Origin of the sequence: Niveispirillum fermenti (genome assembly GCF_048066175.1) — a bacterium.
GTDB classification, from domain to species: domain Bacteria; phylum Pseudomonadota; class Alphaproteobacteria; order Azospirillales; family Azospirillaceae; genus Niveispirillum; species Niveispirillum fermenti.
Genome location: NZ_JBLTXA010000008.1, coordinates 1 through 17,202 on the forward strand (window position 1 = coordinate 1; position 17,202 = coordinate 17,202).

General features: G+C 64.9%; 15 protein-coding genes, 2 tRNA genes and 1 CRISPR repeat array. Of the genes, 11 read left to right on the forward strand and 6 right to left on the reverse strand.

The window, feature by feature from the left end; translation table 11 throughout:
- Positions 1-50: 50 nt before the first annotated feature.
- Complete coding sequence (locus tag ACM9LZ_RS10115) at positions 51-1,061, reverse strand: asparaginase (protein ID WP_416619276.1); 1,011 nt, start codon at positions 1,059-1,061, stop codon at positions 51-53.
- A 218-nt stretch (positions 1,062-1,279) separates the two neighbouring features.
- Between ACM9LZ_RS10115 and ACM9LZ_RS10120 the strand changes: the two genes are divergently transcribed.
- Positions 1,280-1,846, forward strand: coding sequence for a TrmH family RNA methyltransferase (locus ACM9LZ_RS10120; RefSeq protein ID WP_416619277.1), 567 nt, complete (start codon positions 1,280-1,282; stop codon positions 1,844-1,846).
- A gap of 114 nt (positions 1,847-1,960) precedes the next feature.
- The gene (locus ACM9LZ_RS10125; RefSeq protein ID WP_416619278.1) at positions 1,961-2,302 is read left to right on the forward strand and encodes a hypothetical protein; all 342 of its coding nucleotides are present in this window, start codon (positions 1,961-1,963) and stop codon (positions 2,300-2,302) included.
- Positions 2,303-2,439: 137 nt separating this feature from the next.
- On the opposite strand, the gene gpt is transcribed toward ACM9LZ_RS10125, so the two are convergent.
- Positions 2,440-2,925: a xanthine phosphoribosyltransferase gene (gene gpt / locus ACM9LZ_RS10130; RefSeq protein ID WP_416619279.1), complete on the reverse strand. Its 486-nt coding sequence runs from the start codon at positions 2,923-2,925 to the stop codon at positions 2,440-2,442.
- Positions 2,926-3,105: 180 nt separating this feature from the next.
- Here gpt and ACM9LZ_RS10135 point away from each other — a divergent pair.
- The 3 genes from ACM9LZ_RS10135 (at position 3,106) to ACM9LZ_RS10145 (ending at position 3,853) form a co-directional block, all read left to right on the forward strand.
- Positions 3,106-3,182 (forward strand) — tRNA-Arg (locus tag ACM9LZ_RS10135).
- Positions 3,183-3,221: 39 nt separating this feature from the next.
- Positions 3,222-3,298 (forward strand) — tRNA-Arg (locus ACM9LZ_RS10140).
- A 327-nt stretch (positions 3,299-3,625) separates the two neighbouring features.
- Entirely contained in the window at positions 3,626-3,853 is a 228-nt protein-coding gene (locus tag ACM9LZ_RS10145) for a thioredoxin domain-containing protein (protein WP_445376600.1), read from the forward strand.
- A 200-nt stretch (positions 3,854-4,053) separates the two neighbouring features.
- Here the strand turns inward: ACM9LZ_RS10145 and ACM9LZ_RS10150 are convergent, their stop codons facing one another.
- The gene (locus ACM9LZ_RS10150) at positions 4,054-4,269 is read right to left on the reverse strand and encodes a hypothetical protein (protein ID WP_416619280.1); all 216 of its coding nucleotides are present in this window, start codon (positions 4,267-4,269) and stop codon (positions 4,054-4,056) included.
- Positions 4,270-4,402: 133 nt separating this feature from the next.
- Here ACM9LZ_RS10150 and ACM9LZ_RS10155 point away from each other — a divergent pair, with 133 nt between their 5' ends.
- The 6 genes from ACM9LZ_RS10155 to istB all read left to right on the forward strand — a co-directional run bounded on the left by ACM9LZ_RS10155 (position 4,403) and on the right by istB (position 14,490).
- Positions 4,403-4,732, forward strand: coding sequence for a tyrosine-type recombinase/integrase (locus ACM9LZ_RS10155; RefSeq protein WP_416619557.1), 330 nt, complete (start codon positions 4,403-4,405; stop codon positions 4,730-4,732).
- A gap of 549 nt (positions 4,733-5,281) precedes the next feature.
- Positions 5,282-8,530, forward strand: coding sequence for a type II CRISPR RNA-guided endonuclease Cas9 (gene cas9 / locus ACM9LZ_RS10160; protein ID WP_416619281.1), 3,249 nt, complete (start codon positions 5,282-5,284; stop codon positions 8,528-8,530).
- A gap of 15 nt (positions 8,531-8,545) precedes the next feature.
- Positions 8,546-9,475 (forward strand): type II CRISPR-associated endonuclease Cas1, encoded by a 930-nt coding sequence (cas1, locus tag ACM9LZ_RS10165; protein ID WP_416619282.1) that lies wholly within the window; start codon positions 8,546-8,548, stop codon positions 9,473-9,475.
- Positions 9,472-9,810 carry a CRISPR-associated endonuclease Cas2 gene (gene cas2, locus ACM9LZ_RS10170; RefSeq protein ID WP_416619283.1) on the forward strand — a complete coding sequence of 113 codons (339 nt, stop codon included), beginning with the start codon at positions 9,472-9,474 and terminating at the stop codon, positions 9,808-9,810. Before cas1 ends, cas2 begins: the two co-directional genes overlap by 4 nt.
- A 72-nt stretch (positions 9,811-9,882) precedes the next feature.
- A CRISPR array of direct repeats spans positions 9,883-11,958; the repeat unit is 36 nt; unit sequence ATGATAGCCGCTCAGAGATCGCGGTCCAGCGGCAAC.
- Positions 11,959-12,184: 226 nt separating this feature from the next.
- On the forward strand, positions 12,185-13,705 hold the full coding sequence (gene istA, locus ACM9LZ_RS10175; RefSeq protein WP_416619284.1) for an IS21 family transposase: 1,521 nt from the start codon (positions 12,185-12,187) through the stop codon (positions 13,703-13,705).
- An 11-nt stretch (positions 13,706-13,716) separates the two neighbouring features.
- On the forward strand, positions 13,717-14,490 hold the full coding sequence (gene istB, locus ACM9LZ_RS10180) for an IS21-like element helper ATPase IstB (RefSeq protein WP_416619285.1): 774 nt from the start codon (positions 13,717-13,719) through the stop codon (positions 14,488-14,490).
- 258 nt (positions 14,491-14,748) lie between these two features.
- On the opposite strand, the gene ccmI is transcribed toward istB, so the two are convergent.
- The 3 genes from ccmI to ACM9LZ_RS10195 are packed head-to-tail and all read right to left on the reverse strand — an operon-like array spanning position 14,749 to position 17,200.
- Positions 14,749-16,149 (reverse strand): c-type cytochrome biogenesis protein CcmI, encoded by a 1,401-nt coding sequence (gene ccmI / locus ACM9LZ_RS10185; RefSeq protein ID WP_416619286.1) that lies wholly within the window; start codon positions 16,147-16,149, stop codon positions 14,749-14,751.
- On the reverse strand, positions 16,146-16,658 hold the full coding sequence (locus ACM9LZ_RS10190; RefSeq protein ID WP_416619287.1) for a cytochrome c-type biogenesis protein: 513 nt from the start codon (positions 16,656-16,658) through the stop codon (positions 16,146-16,148). Before ACM9LZ_RS10190 ends, ccmI begins: the two co-directional genes overlap by 4 nt.
- Positions 16,655-17,200, reverse strand: coding sequence for a DsbE family thiol:disulfide interchange protein (locus tag ACM9LZ_RS10195; RefSeq protein WP_416619288.1), 546 nt, complete (start codon positions 17,198-17,200; stop codon positions 16,655-16,657). Before ACM9LZ_RS10195 ends, ACM9LZ_RS10190 begins: the two co-directional genes overlap by 4 nt.
- Positions 17,201-17,202 lie beyond the last annotated feature (2 nt).

Genomic DNA, 17,202 nt, shown 5'->3' on the forward strand with positions numbered 1-17,202 from the left:
CGTCGCCGCCGGACCCACTTGCGATGCGTTCTACTCATCGCAAGTGGGTATCAGAACCCCGCTGACAGGCCCCCGACCTTTGCACCGGCCCGGTTGCGGATGGCGGGGTGGGCCAGTTCTTCCAGCCCGGTCCATTCGGCGGCCGTCACCAGATCCAGGCGGCGCAGCACATGGGCCATGGCCGGGCCGGCGGCGCGGCCGGCCCCGTCATCGATCTTCACGGCCACGGCGATGCCCTGGTCCGGGATCACGGCCACGCACACACCTTCCGCCCCGGCCTTGCACAGGATGCGCCCCGACAGGGCCCGCATGAAGCCCGTGTCGAACGTGTCGGTGCCGCCCACCAGTTCCGGATGCCGGCCCCAGGCATCCAGCAGGCGGGTGGCGGCATCGGCGCGGGCCGGGGGCAGGTCCTGCGGGTCGGCCATCCGGGCCATGCCGAAGGCCAGCGCTTCCAGTGGCAGGCCGATGGTGGGGATGGAACAGCCATCCGTGCCCCACGGCGCGCGGGTCAGGTCCTGTGCCGTCACCTGTTCGATCGTGCCCAGGATGCGTTGCTGCACCCGATGCTGGTAGGACACGTAGCCCCGGATGGTCTCGCCCCGGTGCAGGGCCGTCGTCAGCATGCCGGCATGCTTGCCCGAGCAATTATTGTGCAGCGGGGTCGGCGCCTCGCCCCGGCGCAGCATCGCGTCTGCCGTGGGCGGGTGGTAGGGGGTGTGGGTCCCGCATTCCAGATCGCCGGCCGTCAGGCCCAGGCGGGCCAGCCAGGCGCTGACGCGGTCGGTATGCATGGGCTCCCCGCCATGGCTGGCGCAGGCCAGGGCCAGTTCCTCCGACCCCAGGCCGAAGGCATCGGCCGCCCCCGTTTCCACCAGCGGCAGCGCCTGCATCGCCTTGTTGGCCGATCGCGGATAGACCAGTGCCTTCACGTCGCCCCAGGCGCCCAGCACCGCGCCGTCGGCCCCCACCGCCACGGCGCGGCCGCGATGCAGGCTTTCCACCATGGGACCGCGCGTGAGCTGCACCAGGATCGGGTTGGTGCGGTTGTCGGGCAGCATCACGGCGAGATCGGCCCCGTCGCCCGTGCGGGGCGCGTGGCCGCACCCGGGTCCATGGACATGGGGCGGACTTGGATCGGCGGGACCGGTCATGACGGGGGGACATTGGTGGTGGCAGGGCGGCGAACCTTGCCGTGCCCGGCCGATCTGTGCAAGGAATCCCCGCTAAACCCTCCATCCCCTTTTCATCCCCTCCATCGCAGTGGCATCGGATCATCATGCGCGGTTATTTCGCCCTGGGCGCCGAAGGCATCAGCAAGGCCGGCAATCTCGGCACCATCATGCGCACGGGCCATGCGTTCGGTGCCAGCTTCGTCTTTTCCGTCAATGCCGTGGTCGATGCCGGTGCGCTGCGCGTCACCGACACGTCGGGCGGCGTCGATCATGTGCCCTATTATGGCTGGCGGTCGATCGACGACATGGCGCTGCCGGCCGGATGCCAGCTTGTCGGCTGTGAACTGACCGATGATGCGGCCGAATTGCCCAGCTTCCGCCATCCGCTGCGCGCCGCCTATGTGTTCGGACCGGAACGGGGCAACCTGTCACCCGCCATGCTGGCCCGCTGCGACCATGTCGTGAAGATCCCCACGAAGTTCTGCGTGAATGTCTCGGTGGCGGCGGCCATCGTCACCTATGACCGCATGATCTCGCTCGGCCGCTTCGCCGAACGCCCCGTGCGCGTCGGCGGGCCGCGCGATGCCATGCCGGACCATGTGCATGGCAAGGTGCGCGTGCGCAACAAGGAAAGCCTGCGTATGCGGCCTCTTCTAGGCGGATGGGAATAGGGGGTGGCGGCCGGTCTCGGCCATCCGGCCCGGGTCTGGCCTTTTGGACGGGTGTGAAACCGCGCGCCTTGGGCCCATCTCTGCTATGATGGGTTGACAATGATGAGGCACGCCATGAACGCCGTCGTCCGTCCCATCCTGTTCGCCAGTTTGCTGCTGTTGCCGGCCATGCCGGCTTGGGCACAGCAACCGACGTCCCCGCCCGCAGAGGTGACGGACGAGGTGATCGTGACCGCACCGCGCAATGGCGAGCCGGATTTCCAGGAATCGCTGGAATATCACGAAAAGGAATACCGGCGCCTGCAAGCCAAGTTCGGGGCACCGCCATCCCTGCCGCCGCGCGGGGACCAGGTGTTCGGCATGGGCGGTACCATGACATCGCCGAATGACCGGTCCGACGCCCGGCAGATGATCGAAAGCGCGCCGCGCCTGCGCGACACGCTGAACCCGGATTGAACTGAACCCGGATTGAAGGAGCCCGGATTGAGCCGGAACACGGCCGGGCCGGTTCCGGTGGGAACCGGGAACGCTGCCCACCGGGCAGCGCCCCCCGACGGGGATGTCGTCAATATCCGCTGGTCTCGCCCGGCCGCTCAGCGCTCGATCTGCAGGTAGCTGACGGGCAGCAGGTCCCAGGGGAAGAAGATCCAGGTATCCTGGCTGACTTCCGTGATGAAGGTATCCACCAGCGTCCGGCCCGCCGGCTTGGCATAGATGGTGGCGAAATGGGCGTGGGGCAGCAGCTTGCGCACATGGGCCGCCGTCTTTCCGGTATCGACCAGATCATCGATCAGCAGCCAGTCCTTGCCGCCATCTTCCACGGCGGATGCGGCCTTCAGCACGCGGATCTCGCCCTGGGTCTGGTGGTCATAGCTTTTGACCGAAATGGTCTCCACCACGCGGATATCAAGCTCGCGTGCGATGATGGCGGCCGGCACCAGGCCACCGCGGGTGATGGCGATGATGCCTTTCCATTTGGCATGGTCGGCCAGCCGCCAGGCCAGGGCCTTGGCGTTGCGGTGCAACTCCTCCCAGGTGACGGGGAAATTCTTTTCGGGGTTCTGGATCTTGTTGCTCAAGGCGGGCCTGCTTTCATGGTTTCGGGCAGGAATATCCCATGACACGCTTCCCGGCAATCCACGCCGGCCCGCCTCTCACCCATGCGACGCAGAATCCCGTTGCAATCCCCGCCAGCATCGGATAAAAGCCGCACCTCACCGGCTGGTGCCCTTCCCGGGAACCGGAAATCGGAAGACAGCGCGCCCGTAGCTCAGCTGGATAGAGCACCAGACTACGAATCTGGGGGTCAGAGGTTCGAATCCTTTCGGGCGCGCCATTTCCGAATATCTTCACCAGCCCGGTCGATCATGGCGATGCGCCCGTAGCTCAGCTGGATAGAGCACCAGACTACGAATCTGGGGGTCAGAGGTTCGAATCCTTTCGGGCGCGCCAGCCAACCATTTGAAATCATTGGTGTTTTTGCCCTACCGGGCCGAACGCCCTGGCAAGCCACTGGGCCTGCCCCACGCCATCCCCACGGTTGAGCATCCCACCCTACAAAAGCCGGGTAAAACCTGGGTCACGCTGGTGGCCAAGTGCCGGACGTCGTGTACCCGCGCGGTGGCCAGTGGCGAAGACGGCATCTATATCACCCCTCCATCGCCCGTGATGCCCCGATGGCCCCACATCCCACGGGACACCGCTTTACAAGGTTTGCATGGCTGTCGGCCCGCCCCTCGACTCGTGTGGGGCGTGGGGCCGGAGCGATCTTTCATAAAGGTGAGCCTCACCACTCTCAAGCCCCTGACCATGGTCCGCAACAGCGGGGTGGAACCGGCGATCATTGAGTACCTGAAGACCCCGCCCGTGCGGGAGACGCTGGTCGGGCTGATCGCCAGCATGGGCATTCCGGTGCGTGACCTGCTGCGCAAGAAGGGCACACCCTATGCCGAACTAGGGCTGGGTGACCCGGGCCTAGGCGCCGCGCGCTTTGCGCGCCCATTATAGCCTTTCCGCCGTCGCAATGGTCGCCCGGTAAGCAGACATTGGGACGAGTGTCTTGTTCGCAAAGCCACCCGGCAAACAACTCGTCCAGGTTGCTATGGTATACGCACATTCCGGACGGATGCAAAGTCGCCCGGCGAAGGACAGTTTGTCTGACAGAATCTGGAGGAGAGCCGATATTTCCGTCGGCTCTCCTCCGTTGACTACAAGACCAGTTCGGCACTGGTGATGCCGGCCATGATCATAGTCAGGTCGGCAACGCCATCACCATCCGGATCGGCCAACAGCGAGACGTTGCTGCCGACCTGTCCGCCGTCAGCCCCTATGGGACAGAAGTGGCCCGTCCCATAGGGGGCTGACGGCGGACAATGGACGTACCTTTCCGTTGGGTCAAACACGGCCGCGATGGAGGATGTCATGGGACGTTCAGCGTTTGATCCTGGCGCGAAAGGAAACAAGCCTTGGAATGCTGGCAGGCGGATCGGTGCCAAGCGGGCCCTGAAACCACAGCAGGTCTAGACCATCCGTTTCTGGCTCGACCACCAGCAGCGGCTGCGTGACCGCGCTTTATTTGATCTGGCCATCGATAGCAAGCTACGTGGCTGCGACCTTGTCCGGATGAAGATCGGCGATATCGTTCGTGGTGGGGAAATCCGGTCTCGTGCCCTGGTTGTTCAGAAGAAAACAGGCCGGCCAGTTCAGTTCGAATTGATGGAAACGGCCCGCAAGAGCCTCCGGGCTTGGCTGGAACGTCGGGGCGGGACGCTTGCTGATTACGTCTTCCCCAGCCGGGTCGCACGCAAAGCCTATCAGCACCTGTCAGCAGGCGCGCCTCGTCGAGGAATGGGTAATAGGGATCGGCCCGCGCCGGGAGGATTATGAGCCCATTCCCTGCGACAAACCAAGGCTGCCCTCATTTACAAACTGACCGGCAATCTGCGGCCTGTGCAGATCCTACTTCGCGTGAAGATGCCCGCCGGATACTTGGATTGTCACCACCCGTTGGGGGGCATGGACGGGGAGGTTGCGTTGCGGTACGGGCAAGGCGACGTCAGAAAGTAAAAAGGCGGCGCCGGAGCGCCGCCCTTATCTGGTGCAGATGACTGCTTGTTAACAGCCAGACCGCGATCTCTGATAAAATGTACATAGACATAAGATCAGGAACTTGTCAAGCTGCAACACATAGAGCTTGTGTTCCCAGTAACACAGCTTATTGAAGTGCGTCACCCGACCATCGTTTGCGCGATGGTCGGGTATCTTTCGGTGGAAGGAAATAATACTCTAATAGTGAGCGACGCCTACCTTGATTTCGTTTCTTCCTTTGGAGGGGATGTCACTCAATCAAGCTGAGACTTGACGTTATGGTTAAAATTGACAAAGTCAAGGATGGCATCTTCCCACATAGAACTTAAATTTACAACCGGAGGGGAAATGCGCTGGCGGTTGGGCTTAGACATGGGCGCGGGGTCGTTGGGGTGGTGTGCTATCCTGTTGGATGAACAGGGTTTTCCGAGCGGTATCCTGGCCGCGGGCAGCCATATTTTCGGTGACGGCCGGGCGCCGTCGCGTGGCGACCAACAGGGAACGCCATTGGGGGTTGAACGCCGCGCGGCGCGGGCCATGCGGCGGCGGCGCGACCGGTTTCTGGGGCGGCAGGTCAAGCTGCTGGCGCGGCTGACCCTGGCGGGCCTGTTCCCCGCCGATCCCGCCAGGGCGAAGGCGCTGGAGTTGCTGGACCCTTATGCCCTGCGCACCCGCGCCCTGGACGAGGCGCTGCCGCCCCACCATCTGGGCCGTGCCTTCTTTCACCTGAACCAACGCCGCGGCTTCAAGTCGAATCGCAAGACCGACCGGGGCACGGACGATGACGCGGGCAAGGTCGCCCTGGGCATCAACCGGCTGCGCGAAGCCATCGAACAGGATGGCGCCCGTACCATGGGTGAGTTCCTACATGGACGCCGCGAGTCGGCGCCGGATGAGAACAAAATCCCCAGCGTGCGCACCCGTCTGCGTCCAGAAACCGGGGAGGAGGCGAAGGGTAACGGCTATGATTTCTATCCCGGCCGCGAACTGGTGGAAGAGGAATTCGAGGCCATCTGGGACGCGCAGGCTCCGTATCATCCCGGCCTGCTGACACCGGAGAACCGGGCGCTGCTGCATGAGGCTATCTTCCATCAGCGCCCATTGAAGGAGCCACGGATCGGCAAATGCACCCTGCTCAACAGCGAGCCGCGCCTGCCCAAGGCCCATCCGTTGTTTCAGCGCCGCCGGCTGTTGGAAGAGGTGAACGCGTTGCGGGTCGTCCGGGCCGGAGAGGTGGCGACGAAGCTGACGTGCGAGCAGCGCGACCTGCTGTTGTTGAAGCTGAAGGATAAGGCCAAGGTCAGCTTCGAGAGCTTGCGCAGCAAGGTATTGAAACTGGAACCCGAGGCCCGCTTCAACAAGGAAGGGGAGAACCGCAAGGATCTGGCGGGGGACGAGGTCTTTGCCCAGATGGCGGCCAAGACCCGCTTCGGATCGCGTTGGGCGCATTTCTCGCTGGAAAAGCAATGGTCCATCCTGTCCCGCCTGATCGACGAGCAGGATGGTACACTTCTGGATGCTTGGCTGCGCGAAGAGCACGGGCTGGACGCGGAGCAAGCCAGGGCGGTTGCGGCGGCCCACTTGCCGTCGGGCTTCGGCCGTTTCGGGGAAACGGCGACGCGGCGGCTGATCGAGGCGCTGCAGGCCAACGTGATTGTTTATAGCGAGGCGGTGGAGGTGGCGGGATTGGGCCATCACAGCGATATGCGCACGGGCGAAGTGCTGGCCGATCTGCCTTATTACGGCGTCACCCTGGAACGCCACCTGCTGCCCGGCACTGGTGAGAAGAATGATCCGGAGGAAATGCGCATCGGCCGTCTGACCAACCCCACCGTGCATATCGCGCTGAACCGCCTACGCCGCATCGTCAACCGATTGATCAAGACCTATGGCCGGCCGGAACAGATCGCTATCGAACTGGGGCGGGAACTGAAGCTGACCGAGGAGGAGAAGCAGCGATTGTCACGGGAAAACAATCGCAACCGCGTCAAGGCGGAGGCACGGTCGAAGAAGCTGGCCGAACTGGGCCAGCCCAACACCGGCGCCAACCGCGCGCGGCTGAAACTGTGGGAGGAGTTAAACGACGAAAATTGCCTGGATCGCCGCTGCATCTATAGCGGGGTGCAAATTTCACCCTCCATGCTGTTTTCCGACGCGGTCGAGGTGGACCATATCCTGCCCTTCGACGCCACCTGGGACGATGGCAACGGCAACAAGATCCTGTGCTTGCGCGAATGGAACCGGCGCAAACGGAAAATGTCGCCCTATGAGGCTTGGGGCCATACCGACCTTTGGCCAGACATCGCTGCGCGTGCCGCGCGCCTGCCCAAGGAGAAGCGCTGGCGGTTTGAACCCGACGCGATGAAGCGATTCGACGAGAAGGGTGGTTTCATTGCCCGGCACCTGGTGGATACCCAGTACATGTCGCGGCTGGCGCGCGAATATCTGGAGGCGCTCTACCCGGAGAAGGGGGAGGGCAGCGGCCATGTCTGGGTCTCCCCTGGCCGCCTGACGGAATTGATACGGCGCAAACTGGGGCTGAACGAACTGTTGCCCGATCATAATTTCGCCGGCACCAAGAACCGCCTGGACCATCGCCACCACACGATTGACGCCTTCGTTGTAGCCGTCACCGACCGCTCGCTTCTGCAGGGCATATCCCGCGCCTCGGCCCTGGAAGGAGGGGAGGGGCGGGAACGGGTGATCGTCCCGGACCCGTGGGAAGGCTTCCGGGAGGAATTGCGCCGCACCTTGGCTTTCATCACCGTCTGGCACCGTCCCGACCATGGCACGGCCTCCAAGGCGGGTCTTGCCAAGGGCCGCGATCAGACGGCGGGCAAGCTGCATAATGATACGGCCTATGGGCTGGCCGGTCCGGCGGACAAGGAGGGGCGGTATCTGGTGGTCGTCCGCAAGCCCTTGATGGGCCTGAAGCCGGGCGATATCGATGATGTCCGTGACCCGGACCTGCGTGCCGCCCTGCGGCAATTCACGCAAGGCAAGGAAGGCAAGGAGTTCGAGAAGGCGCTCTCGCGCTTTCCCGAACTCGGCCCCCTGCATTTTCGGGGCATCCGGCGTCTTCGGTTGACGGGGCGGTTGAAGGTCATTCCCATCGCCGGACCCGATGGCGTGCCCTACAAGGCTTACAAGGGTGACAGCAATTATCGCTACGATGTTTGGGAATTGCCGGACGGAAGCTGGAAGGCCGACGTCGTCACCATGTTCAACGCCCACCAGCCCGGATGGATATCCACCATCCGCCGCGACTGCCCGACAGCGCGCAAGGTGCTGAGCCTGCGGCAGGACGACCTGATTGCGATCGAGCCCGATGGCGGTGGCCGGCGCCTGCTGCGTGTGGTGAAGTTCGGGCAGGGCGGGGAGATCGTGTTGGCCGAGCCGAACGAGGCTGGCAAGTTGAAGGAACGCCACGGGTTGCCCAACGATAGTGATCCGTTCCGTTATGTCTTTGCAGCCGCAGGCAGCCTGTCGCGGCAGAAGGCGCGGCAGGTGCGGGTGGACGAGTTGGGGCGCGTCCAGGATCCTGGCTTCCCCGCCCGCAAAACCCGCCGTCGGACGCGGCCGAAGCCGGAAGGCTGACGGGATAGGTGGGCCATGGGTCTGGAACGGATCGTCGACATCGCCACCGATGGAAGACACCTGTCGGCCCATCGCGGATTCATGGTGGTCAGCGAGGACAGGCAGGAAGTGGGGCGCATCCCGCTGGACGATGTGGCGGCCGTCATCGTCCATGCCCATGGCGTCACCTGGACCACCAGCGTGCTGGTGGCCTTGGCGGAACGGGGCGCCATCATGGTGGTGTGTGGTTCCAACCATGCGCCGGTGGCACTCTGCCTGCCTATCGACGGGCACCATGCTCAGAACGCCCGCTTCCGCGCGCAATGGGAGGCAGGCCGTCCCCTGGTCAAGCAATTGTGGCGGCGGGTGGTGGTAGCCAAGATCGACTGGCAACGGGCGGTGCTGGTTGCCCACGACAAGCCCGCCGACGCCTTCGACCTTCTGATACGCAAGGTCACTTCGGGCGATGCCGGCAATGTCGAAGCGCAGGCCGCCCGCCGTTATTGGCCCCTGCTGATGGGCGAGGATTTCCGGCGTGACCGGGAGGCGGCGGATGCCAACGCCATGCTGAATTACGGTTATACGGTCATGCGCTCGCTCTGTGCCCGCGCCGCCGTCGCGGCGGGGCTGCACCCATCAATCGGTATCCACCATGCCAATCGCGGCAACGCCTTCACCCTGGCGGACGACCTGGTGGAGCCATTCCGGCCCCTGGTAGATGCCTTGACGTTGCGGCTTCTGGACAAGGGTGTCGTCTCGGTCGACCCGGTGGCAAAGCGCGCATATGCCAGCCTTATCGCATTCGACCTGCCTGGGGCGGGCGGTACCACCACCGTGACAATGGCAGCCACCCGCGCCGCCCAAAGTCTGGCCAACGCCTTCACGGTGGGCCGGGCGGATGTGCTGGAACTGCCGCCGCCACCGCTGCCGGCAGCGGTGGCCGATCTAGGCAGGCTGGTGCCATGACCGCCACACAACTCAGCGGATATCGGCTCATGTGGATTTTCGTGATGTTCGACCTGCCCGTCGCCTCGAAGGCGCAATCCCGTGACGCCACGAAATTCCGGCAATTCCTTCTGGACGAGGGTTTTGAGAAGAGCCAATTCTCTGTCTATGCCCGATTTTGCAGCGGCAAGGAGCAGTTCGAGACCTATATGCGGCGAATCGAGAGCAACCTTCCAACCCAGGGAGAGGTGCATGTACTCACTTTTACCGACCGGCAATACGAGAATATCGTGCGATTCTCCAGCCAGCGCCGCCGCAAACCGAGGAAAAACCCTGACCAACTCGCTCTTTTTTGACGGATATGGCCAGGTTTCCAGATGCAGAAAAGCCATCATGTCCTTTAACATCAAGGACATGATGGCTCATCTATGATAGCCGCTCAGAGATCGCGGTCCAGCGGCAACACTGAGCAAGACGATCCAGAGCATATCCAAATGATAGCCGCTCAGAGATCGCGGTCCAGCGGCAACGTAAGAGCCAATCTAGGCGTCACGTTCGCAATGATAGCCGCTCAGAGATCGCGGTCCAGCGGCAACTGTAGTCTACTGTCTTGCGGCCTGGAATCTATGATAGCCGCTCAGAGATCGCGGTCCAGCGGCAACGCACGGCGCCACCGGTTTCAACACGCAAGGATGATAGCCGCTCAGAGATCGCGGTCCAGCGGCAACCGTGCAATGCACCGTGCTGTCCGAGTGATATGATAGCCGCTCAGAGATCGCGGTCCAGCGGCAACGATGCCGTCAGCGCCCCGATCCCGGAGGTGATGATAGCCGCTCAGAGATCGCGGTCCAGCGGCAACGAATTGCTCGCATCTACGACAAAAAGCGAAATGATAGCCGCTCAGAGATCGCGGTCCAGCGGCAACGAAACAGGCCACCATCAGTTCCTCGGTCAAATGATAGCCGCTCAGAGATCGCGGTCCAGCGGCAACGGCCAGAAAATCGCGCCACCGCGCGGCCACATGATAGCCGCTCAGAGATCGCGGTCCAGCGGCAACTCCGGCGGCCGGGGCAGCATCACGGCCTTGATGATAGCCGCTCAGAGATCGCGGTCCAGCGGCAACGAGGGCGGGGCGGCGCCGTCGAACGCGATGATGATAGCCGCTCAGAGATCGCGGTCCAGCGGCAACTCGCCTGATCAGGTAGAGCGCGCCGCGCGATGATAGCCGCTCAGAGATCGCGGTCCAGCGGCAACAGTCCACAGCACTGACCCAACGCCCAATGAATGATAGCCGCTCAGAGATCGCGGTCCAGCGGCAACGGTACAAATGACATTGACAAGGGTGTGTTGATGATAGCCGCTCAGAGATCGCGGTCCAGCGGCAACACACAGGCGGTTGTGCGGGCCTTCGCTGTATGATAGCCGCTCAGAGATCGCGGTCCAGCGGCAACGCATCCGGCGGCGAAGCGACCGCCACTCGATGATAGCCGCTCAGAGATCGCGGTCCAGCGGCAACCGCTCTTCGGCTAGCCCTACAAAGGGGCATATGATAGCCGCTCAGAGATCGCGGTCCAGCGGCAACGATCCAAGGCGGCGCTACCGGCGCGGACGAATGATAGCCGCTCAGAGATCGCGGTCCAGCGGCAACACATCTTGCGGCCGGAAATCGCCCAGAGGATGATAGCCGCTCAGAGATCGCGGTCCAGCGGCAACGCAGCCGGGGGAGCAGACGCTGCACCCCACATGATAGCCGCTCAGAGATCGCGGTCCAGCGGCAACAAAATGTTCTCCGCACCGGAAGCCCGTGAAATGATAGCCGCTCAGAGATCGCGGTCCAGCGGCAACGCACCAAGGCTCGCAGATGTCGCGTCCCCGATGATAGCCGCTCAGAGATCGCGGTCCAGCGGCAACGTGATGGCCATCAATACGGGGGAGGAAGCCATGATAGCCGCTCAGAGATCGCGGTCCAGCGGCAACTCACCCGTTCGCTATGCTCTTTGGCGCTGAATGATAGCCGCTCAGAGATCGCGGTCCAGCGGCAACGAGAGGACACAGCATGGCTAAGAAGTTGAAAATGATAGCCGCTCAGAGATCGCGGTCCAGCGGCAACCCAAGAAGCCCATGGGTCCGTATGTCATTGATGATAGCCGCTCAGAGATCGCGGTCCAGCGGCAACGCCGGCGCCCCACGGTGCCTCCACCTGCTGATGATAGCCGCTCAGAGATCGCGGTCCAGCGGCAACCGGCGGGTCCTCCGGCACGCCTTCGGCCGGATGATAGCCGCTCAGAGATCGCGGTCCAGCGGCAACCCAACGCCGCCACCAGGTGCGCGCCGACAATGATAGCCGCTCAGAGATCGCGGTCCAGCGGCAACTGCATCGAGGCCGCCATCCTGGCCGAGCAATGATAGCCGCTCAGAGATCGCGGTCCAGCGGCAACGGGTCGCCAAAAGGTCTGATACATGCTGGTATGATAGCCGCTCAGAGATCGCGGTCCAGCGGCAACGCATGGCGGATTGGCCAGGAATAGGCTGAATGATAGCTGCGGATTCTGACGAAATCGGCTACCTATTCCGAGATGAATTCGGTCCAGCGTTCCGATTTGAAGTCGGGCCATTTTCCGACGTGAAGGCGGCGGTTTTGCTGGGTTGAGATTCCCCCCGTGTCAGCACCCCTGGCGCATCCTTGCCCTTTTGGATTGGAGGGTTTGGATGCCGGCGAAGAGGCTGACGATGCGGAAGATAAGAGAGCTGCTGCGGCTGAAGTCTGCCGGCGGCATGAGTGACCGGGCCTTGGCCCAGCGGATCGGCGTCGCGCGCAGCACGATGACGGACTATCTGGAGCGGCTGGCGGCGGCGGGACTGCGCTGGCCGTTGCCGGATGAGATTACGGACGCGATCCTGGAGCAGCTTCTGTTCGTGCGGGCGGGTTTCAAGCCTGGCGCGCGGCGGCGTGTCGAGCCGGACTGGGCGCATCTGGCCCGGGAGATGCGGCGGCCGGGTGTGACGCTGCTGATCCTGTGGGAGGAGTACCGTGGGGCTGAACCCTCCGGGTACGGCTACAGCCGGTTCTGCGAGCTTTACCGGGAATTCGAGCGCCGGCTGGCGCCGACGATGCGCCAGCACCATGTGGCCGGCGACAAGCTGTTCGTGGATTTCTCCGGCAAGAAGGTGCCGATCGCCGATCCTGTGACGGGGGAGATCAAGGAGGCGGAATTGTTCGTGGCGGTGCTGGGCGCCTCGAACTTCACCTATGCGGAGGCCTGCTGGACCCAGGCTTTGCCGGACTGGATCGGGGCGCATGTCCGGCTCCTGTCGTTCCTGGGCGGGGTGCCGCGGCGGCTGGTGCCCGACAATCTGAAGGCCGGCGTCCAAAAGGCATCATTCTATGATCCGGAGATCAACCGCACCTATGGCTGCCTGGCGGCGCATTACGGGTTCAGCGTGCTGCCGGCCCGGCCGTCGCGCCCGAAGGACAAGGCGAAGGTGGAGGCCGGGGTGCGGTTTGCCCAGACCTATATCCTGGGTCGGCTGCGCCACCGGACATTCTTCTCGCTGGCCGAGGCCAATGCCGCGATCGGCGAGATGCTGGATCGGATGAACGGCCATATGATGCGCCGGATCGGCGTCAGCCGCCGGCACCTGTTCGATACGGTGGAGCGGCCGGCGCTGACGCCCCTGCCGGCCGAGCCCTATGAATATGCCGAATGGAAGCTGGCCTGGGTCGGGGTCGATTACCATGTCGACATCGAGCATTTCTATTACTCGGTCCCCCATATGCTGATCCGCCAGCAGGTGGATGTGCGTCTGACGGCGCGGACGGTAGAGATATTCCGCGGTGGCCGGCGGATCGCTGCCCATGCCCGCCGTTATGGCGGCCCCCGGCATGGGACCGACCCCGACCATATGCCGGCCCATCATCGCCATTATGCCGACTGGTCGGCCGAGCGGTTCCTGACCGAGGCCGGCCGGATCGGGCCGAACACGGCCGGGCTGTTCACCGCCATCCTGGCGCAGCGCCGCCATCCCGAGCAGGCGTTCCGCAATTGCCTGGGCATCCTGCGGCTTTACCGCGGGGCCGGAAATGTGCGGGCCGAGGCGGTCTCCGCCCGGGCACTGGAGATCGGCGCCCTGGCCTACCGGAGCATCGCCTCCATCCTCGACAACAATCTCGACCGTCCGGCGGCCAAGCCGGCCGACGACACAATGCCGCTGCTGCACAGCAATCTGCGCGGCCCCGGCTATTACCACTGAGGAGATACCTGATGCTGTCCCATCCCACCATCGACCTGCTGCATGAACTGGGCTTGCCCGGCATGGCGAAAGGGTTCAAGGCCCTGTCGGCCAATCCCGAGGCGGCCACGCTCGGCCATGCCGAATGGCTCGGCCTGCTGCTCGACCAGGAGATCACCGCCCGCAACCAGAAACGGTTCGAGGCAAGGGCCAGGCGGGCCAAGCTCCGCCATGATGCCTGCGTTGAGGATGTCGATTACCGCGCCGCCCGCGGTCTGGACCGCAGCATGTTCCTGCATCTGGCAACCAGCAGCTGGATCCGCGAGCACCAGAACCTGATCATCACCGGGCCCGCCGGGGTCGGCAAGAGCTGGCTGGCCTGCGCCTTGGGTCAGAAGGCCTGCCGGGAGAACATGTCTGTCCTCTACCAGCGCATGCCGCGATTGTTCGCCACCCTGGCGCTCGGCCGGGGCGACGGCCGCTATGCCAAGCTCCTCCAGGCGTTGGCCAGGGTGCAGTTGCTGATCCTGGATGATTGGGGACCCGAGCCGCTGACGCCGGAGCAGAGCTGGGACCTGCTGGAGATTGTCGAGGACCGTTACGGGCGCGGGCCCCTGCTCATCACCAGCCAGGTCCCGGTCGATCGCTGGTACGACCTGATCGGCAGCCCCACCCTGGCCGATGCCATCCTCGACCGCGTCATCCACGCCGCCCACCGCCTCGACCTCGCCGGCGAAAGCCTGCGCAAACGCGCGGCCGGAGGGCAAGCAGGCCTATCGACCTTGACCACCCATCCCTCCCCGTGACATCACCAATTTCGACACGAGGGGCATCTCATCCAACCGGCCGAAATCGACCGGAATAATGGACCGATTTGAAATCGGAACGCTGGCCCGACTTCAAATCGGAATAGGTGGCCGATTTCGTCGGAATCCGCAGGCTTCTGGCGCTTTCACCCCGAATTTGCCCCGAAGTTAAATATTCACCGCATATTATGCGGCGAATGTCGCGGACATTTGCCGCTTGGGCTTGGGTTCGGCCGGCGGGGGCACGATGGCCCCCGCCTATGGAAGCTGGTCCAGCCGCCGTTGCAATTCGGGCCGCTGCGGCGCATCGGCTGGGATTTGGGCCAGCAATCGGTTCCACAGGTCGCGGGCGCGGGCCGTGTCCCCCTGGTTGGCGGCCTGCTGGCCCAGATAGTACAGCGCCTGCGGATTGCCGGGCGACAGCTCCAGGACACGGGCCATGGCGGCCAGGAATTCCGCCCCGCCTTCTGTCTGTCCATCGTCCGGTGCCGTCAGGCGGGACAGGTCCAGCCAGGCCTGCAGGTTGGCGGCATCGGCGCGGGTGGCCCCGCGCAGCGCTGCGCGGGCGGCGTCCAGGTCGCCCTGCACTTCCCGCGCGCGGGCCAGGCGCAGCCAGCCTTCGACGTCACCCGGCTCATCGCGCAGGCGGGCTTCCAGCCCATCGACCATGGCATTGATGGTGGCCTGCTGTTCGGCTTCCCCCATGCCGGCCATGGCCTGCATCTGTTCCGGGGAAAGGGCGGGGGCCGATCCCCCGGACCCGCCGGCGGCCTGCGGGGCGCTGGCGGCGGGGCGGGGGGCGGGCGTGATGGCGGCGGGGTCCAGTCCCACGGTGCGGGCGGCCGATGCGATGCGGTCCCGCACGGTCGGCAGCCAGGGCGCATCGGCGGGGCTGTCGGCGACCAGGGCCGTCCAGCGGTCCAGCGCCCCGCGGATGTCCCCGGCCTGCAGGCGGGCCACACCCAGATAATACCGTGCGCGGGCATCCATCGGGTCCGCGTCGGCCGCCTGGGTGAACAGGCCGACGGCTTCCGGTCCCACCATGCCGTCGGCGGCCAGGGTCAGCGCCTCTGCCAGGGTGGATTTTACCGAAACATCATCGGGCGCCAGCCGCGACACATGCCGCCAGGCCTGTGCCGCCTCCTCTGTCCGGCCCATGGCGGCATAGGTCTGGGCCAGCAGACCCCAGCCGCCGGCATCATCGGGATTGGCGGCAAGTGCGGCTTCCAGCTTGGCCACGGCCTCCAGCACCTCTGGCGGCACGGGCCGTTCCGCGGGGCGGCTGGCGAATGGCTGGCCGGGCAGGGTGGGATTGCCCACCGACAGGTACAGGGCCAGGGCCCCCACCGGCAGCAGCAGGGTGAGCAGCAGGGCGGTGCGCGCCGCCGGACCCGCCGTGCGCACGGCCGCGGCCTTTTCCGCCTCGTCGGCGGCGGACAGCAGGCGGCGGCCCACCTCGGCCCGCGCGGCGCGGGCCTGATCGGGTGTCAGGATGCCGCGGGCCGTGTCCCGCTCGATTTCCGACACCTGGGCGGCGTAGACGGAGCGGGCGAAGCCGGCCGCCCCTTCCGGTGGCGGTGCCGGCCGCAGCAGGGCCCGCAGCAGGGGCAGCAGGACCAGCGCCGTCAGGCTGGCGGCCACCAACCAGAACATGATCATTTACGCCCCCCCGCCTCGTCATCGGCCAACAGGGCGCGCAGCCGCGCCTCTTCTTCCGCCGTCAGGGCGGGCGGCGGCGTCTGCTCCACCTCCTGCCGCCTTCGGCGCAGGTAAAGTGCCGTGCCCAGCCCGGCCAGAACCAGCAGCACAAAGGGCCCGCCCCACAATACCGCCGTGTAGCTGGTGACGGGTGGGCGCAGCAGCACGAAATCGCCATAGCGCGCCGTCACGAAATCCAGCACCTGCCGGTCGCTGTCGCCGGCCACCAGCCGTTCGCGCACCAGCACGCGCAGATCGCGGGCCAGATCGGCATCGCTGTCGTCGATCGACTGGTTCTGGCAGACCAGGCAGCGGAGTTCCCTGGAAATGTCCCGCGCCCGCGCCTCCAGCGCCGGGTCGGACAGCTTTTCGTCAGGCCGCACGGCCAGGGCCGGCAGGGCCAGCGACAGGCACAGGGTAGCGGCCATCAGGCCCGTCCGATGCCGGCGGAACAGGGACCGGCCCGTCATCTGGACAATTCCCGCACCAGGGGCAGGATCGTCTCTTCCAGGTCATGGGGCATCAGCGGCCCGACATGGCGGTGACGGATGCGGCCTTGCCTGTCGATGACATAGGTTTCCGGCACGCCATAGACACCGAAATCGATGGCGACGCGCCCATCGCGGTCGGCGCCGACACTGACATAAGGGTCGCCCAACTGTGCCAGGAAGGTCCGGGCCGCCTCGGGCTTGTCCTTGTAGTTGATGCCGTGGATGGCCACGCCCTTTTCTTTGGCCAGGCGCATCAGCAGGGGATGTTCCACGCGGCACGGCGCGCACCAGGAGGCGAAGATATTGACCAGCCGCACCTGTCCCGTCAGGTCGGTGCTGGCCAGGCCCGGCCCCCCTTCCGTCACGCCGGGCAGGGCGAAGACGGGGACGGGCTTATCGATCAGCACGGAAGGCAGCTTGGACGGGTCGCGGGTCAGCCCCAGCGCGAAATAACCGCCCAGGACCAGGAAGACGGCCAGCGGCAGCAGCAACAGCAGGCGGTGGCGGGTGGCGGCACTCATGG

Coding starts and splice junctions, on each gene's coding strand:
- ACM9LZ_RS10115 (WP_416619276.1), bottom strand. CDS start 1,061: ATGCTGCCCGACAACCGCACCAACCCGATCCTGGTGCAGCTCACGCGC.
- ACM9LZ_RS10120 (WP_416619277.1), top strand. CDS start 1,280: ATGCGCGGTTATTTCGCCCTGGGCGCCGAAGGCATCAGCAAGGCCGGC.
- ACM9LZ_RS10125 (WP_416619278.1), top strand. CDS start 1,961: ATGAACGCCGTCGTCCGTCCCATCCTGTTCGCCAGTTTGCTGCTGTTG.
- ACM9LZ_RS10150 (WP_416619280.1), bottom strand. CDS start 4,269: ATGACATCCTCCATCGCGGCCGTGTTTGACCCAACGGAAAGGTACGTC.
- cas9 (WP_416619281.1), top strand. CDS start 5,282: ATGCGCTGGCGGTTGGGCTTAGACATGGGCGCGGGGTCGTTGGGGTGG.
- cas1 (WP_416619282.1), top strand. CDS start 8,546: ATGGGTCTGGAACGGATCGTCGACATCGCCACCGATGGAAGACACCTG.
- cas2 (WP_416619283.1), top strand. CDS start 9,472: ATGACCGCCACACAACTCAGCGGATATCGGCTCATGTGGATTTTCGTG.
- istA (WP_416619284.1), top strand. CDS start 12,185: ATGCGGAAGATAAGAGAGCTGCTGCGGCTGAAGTCTGCCGGCGGCATG.
- istB (WP_416619285.1), top strand. CDS start 13,717: ATGCTGTCCCATCCCACCATCGACCTGCTGCATGAACTGGGCTTGCCC.
- ccmI (WP_416619286.1), bottom strand. CDS start 16,149: ATGATCATGTTCTGGTTGGTGGCCGCCAGCCTGACGGCGCTGGTCCTG.
- ACM9LZ_RS10190 (WP_416619287.1), bottom strand. CDS start 16,658: ATGACGGGCCGGTCCCTGTTCCGCCGGCATCGGACGGGCCTGATGGCC.
- ACM9LZ_RS10195 (WP_416619288.1), bottom strand. CDS start 17,200: ATGAGTGCCGCCACCCGCCACCGCCTGCTGTTGCTGCTGCCGCTGGCC.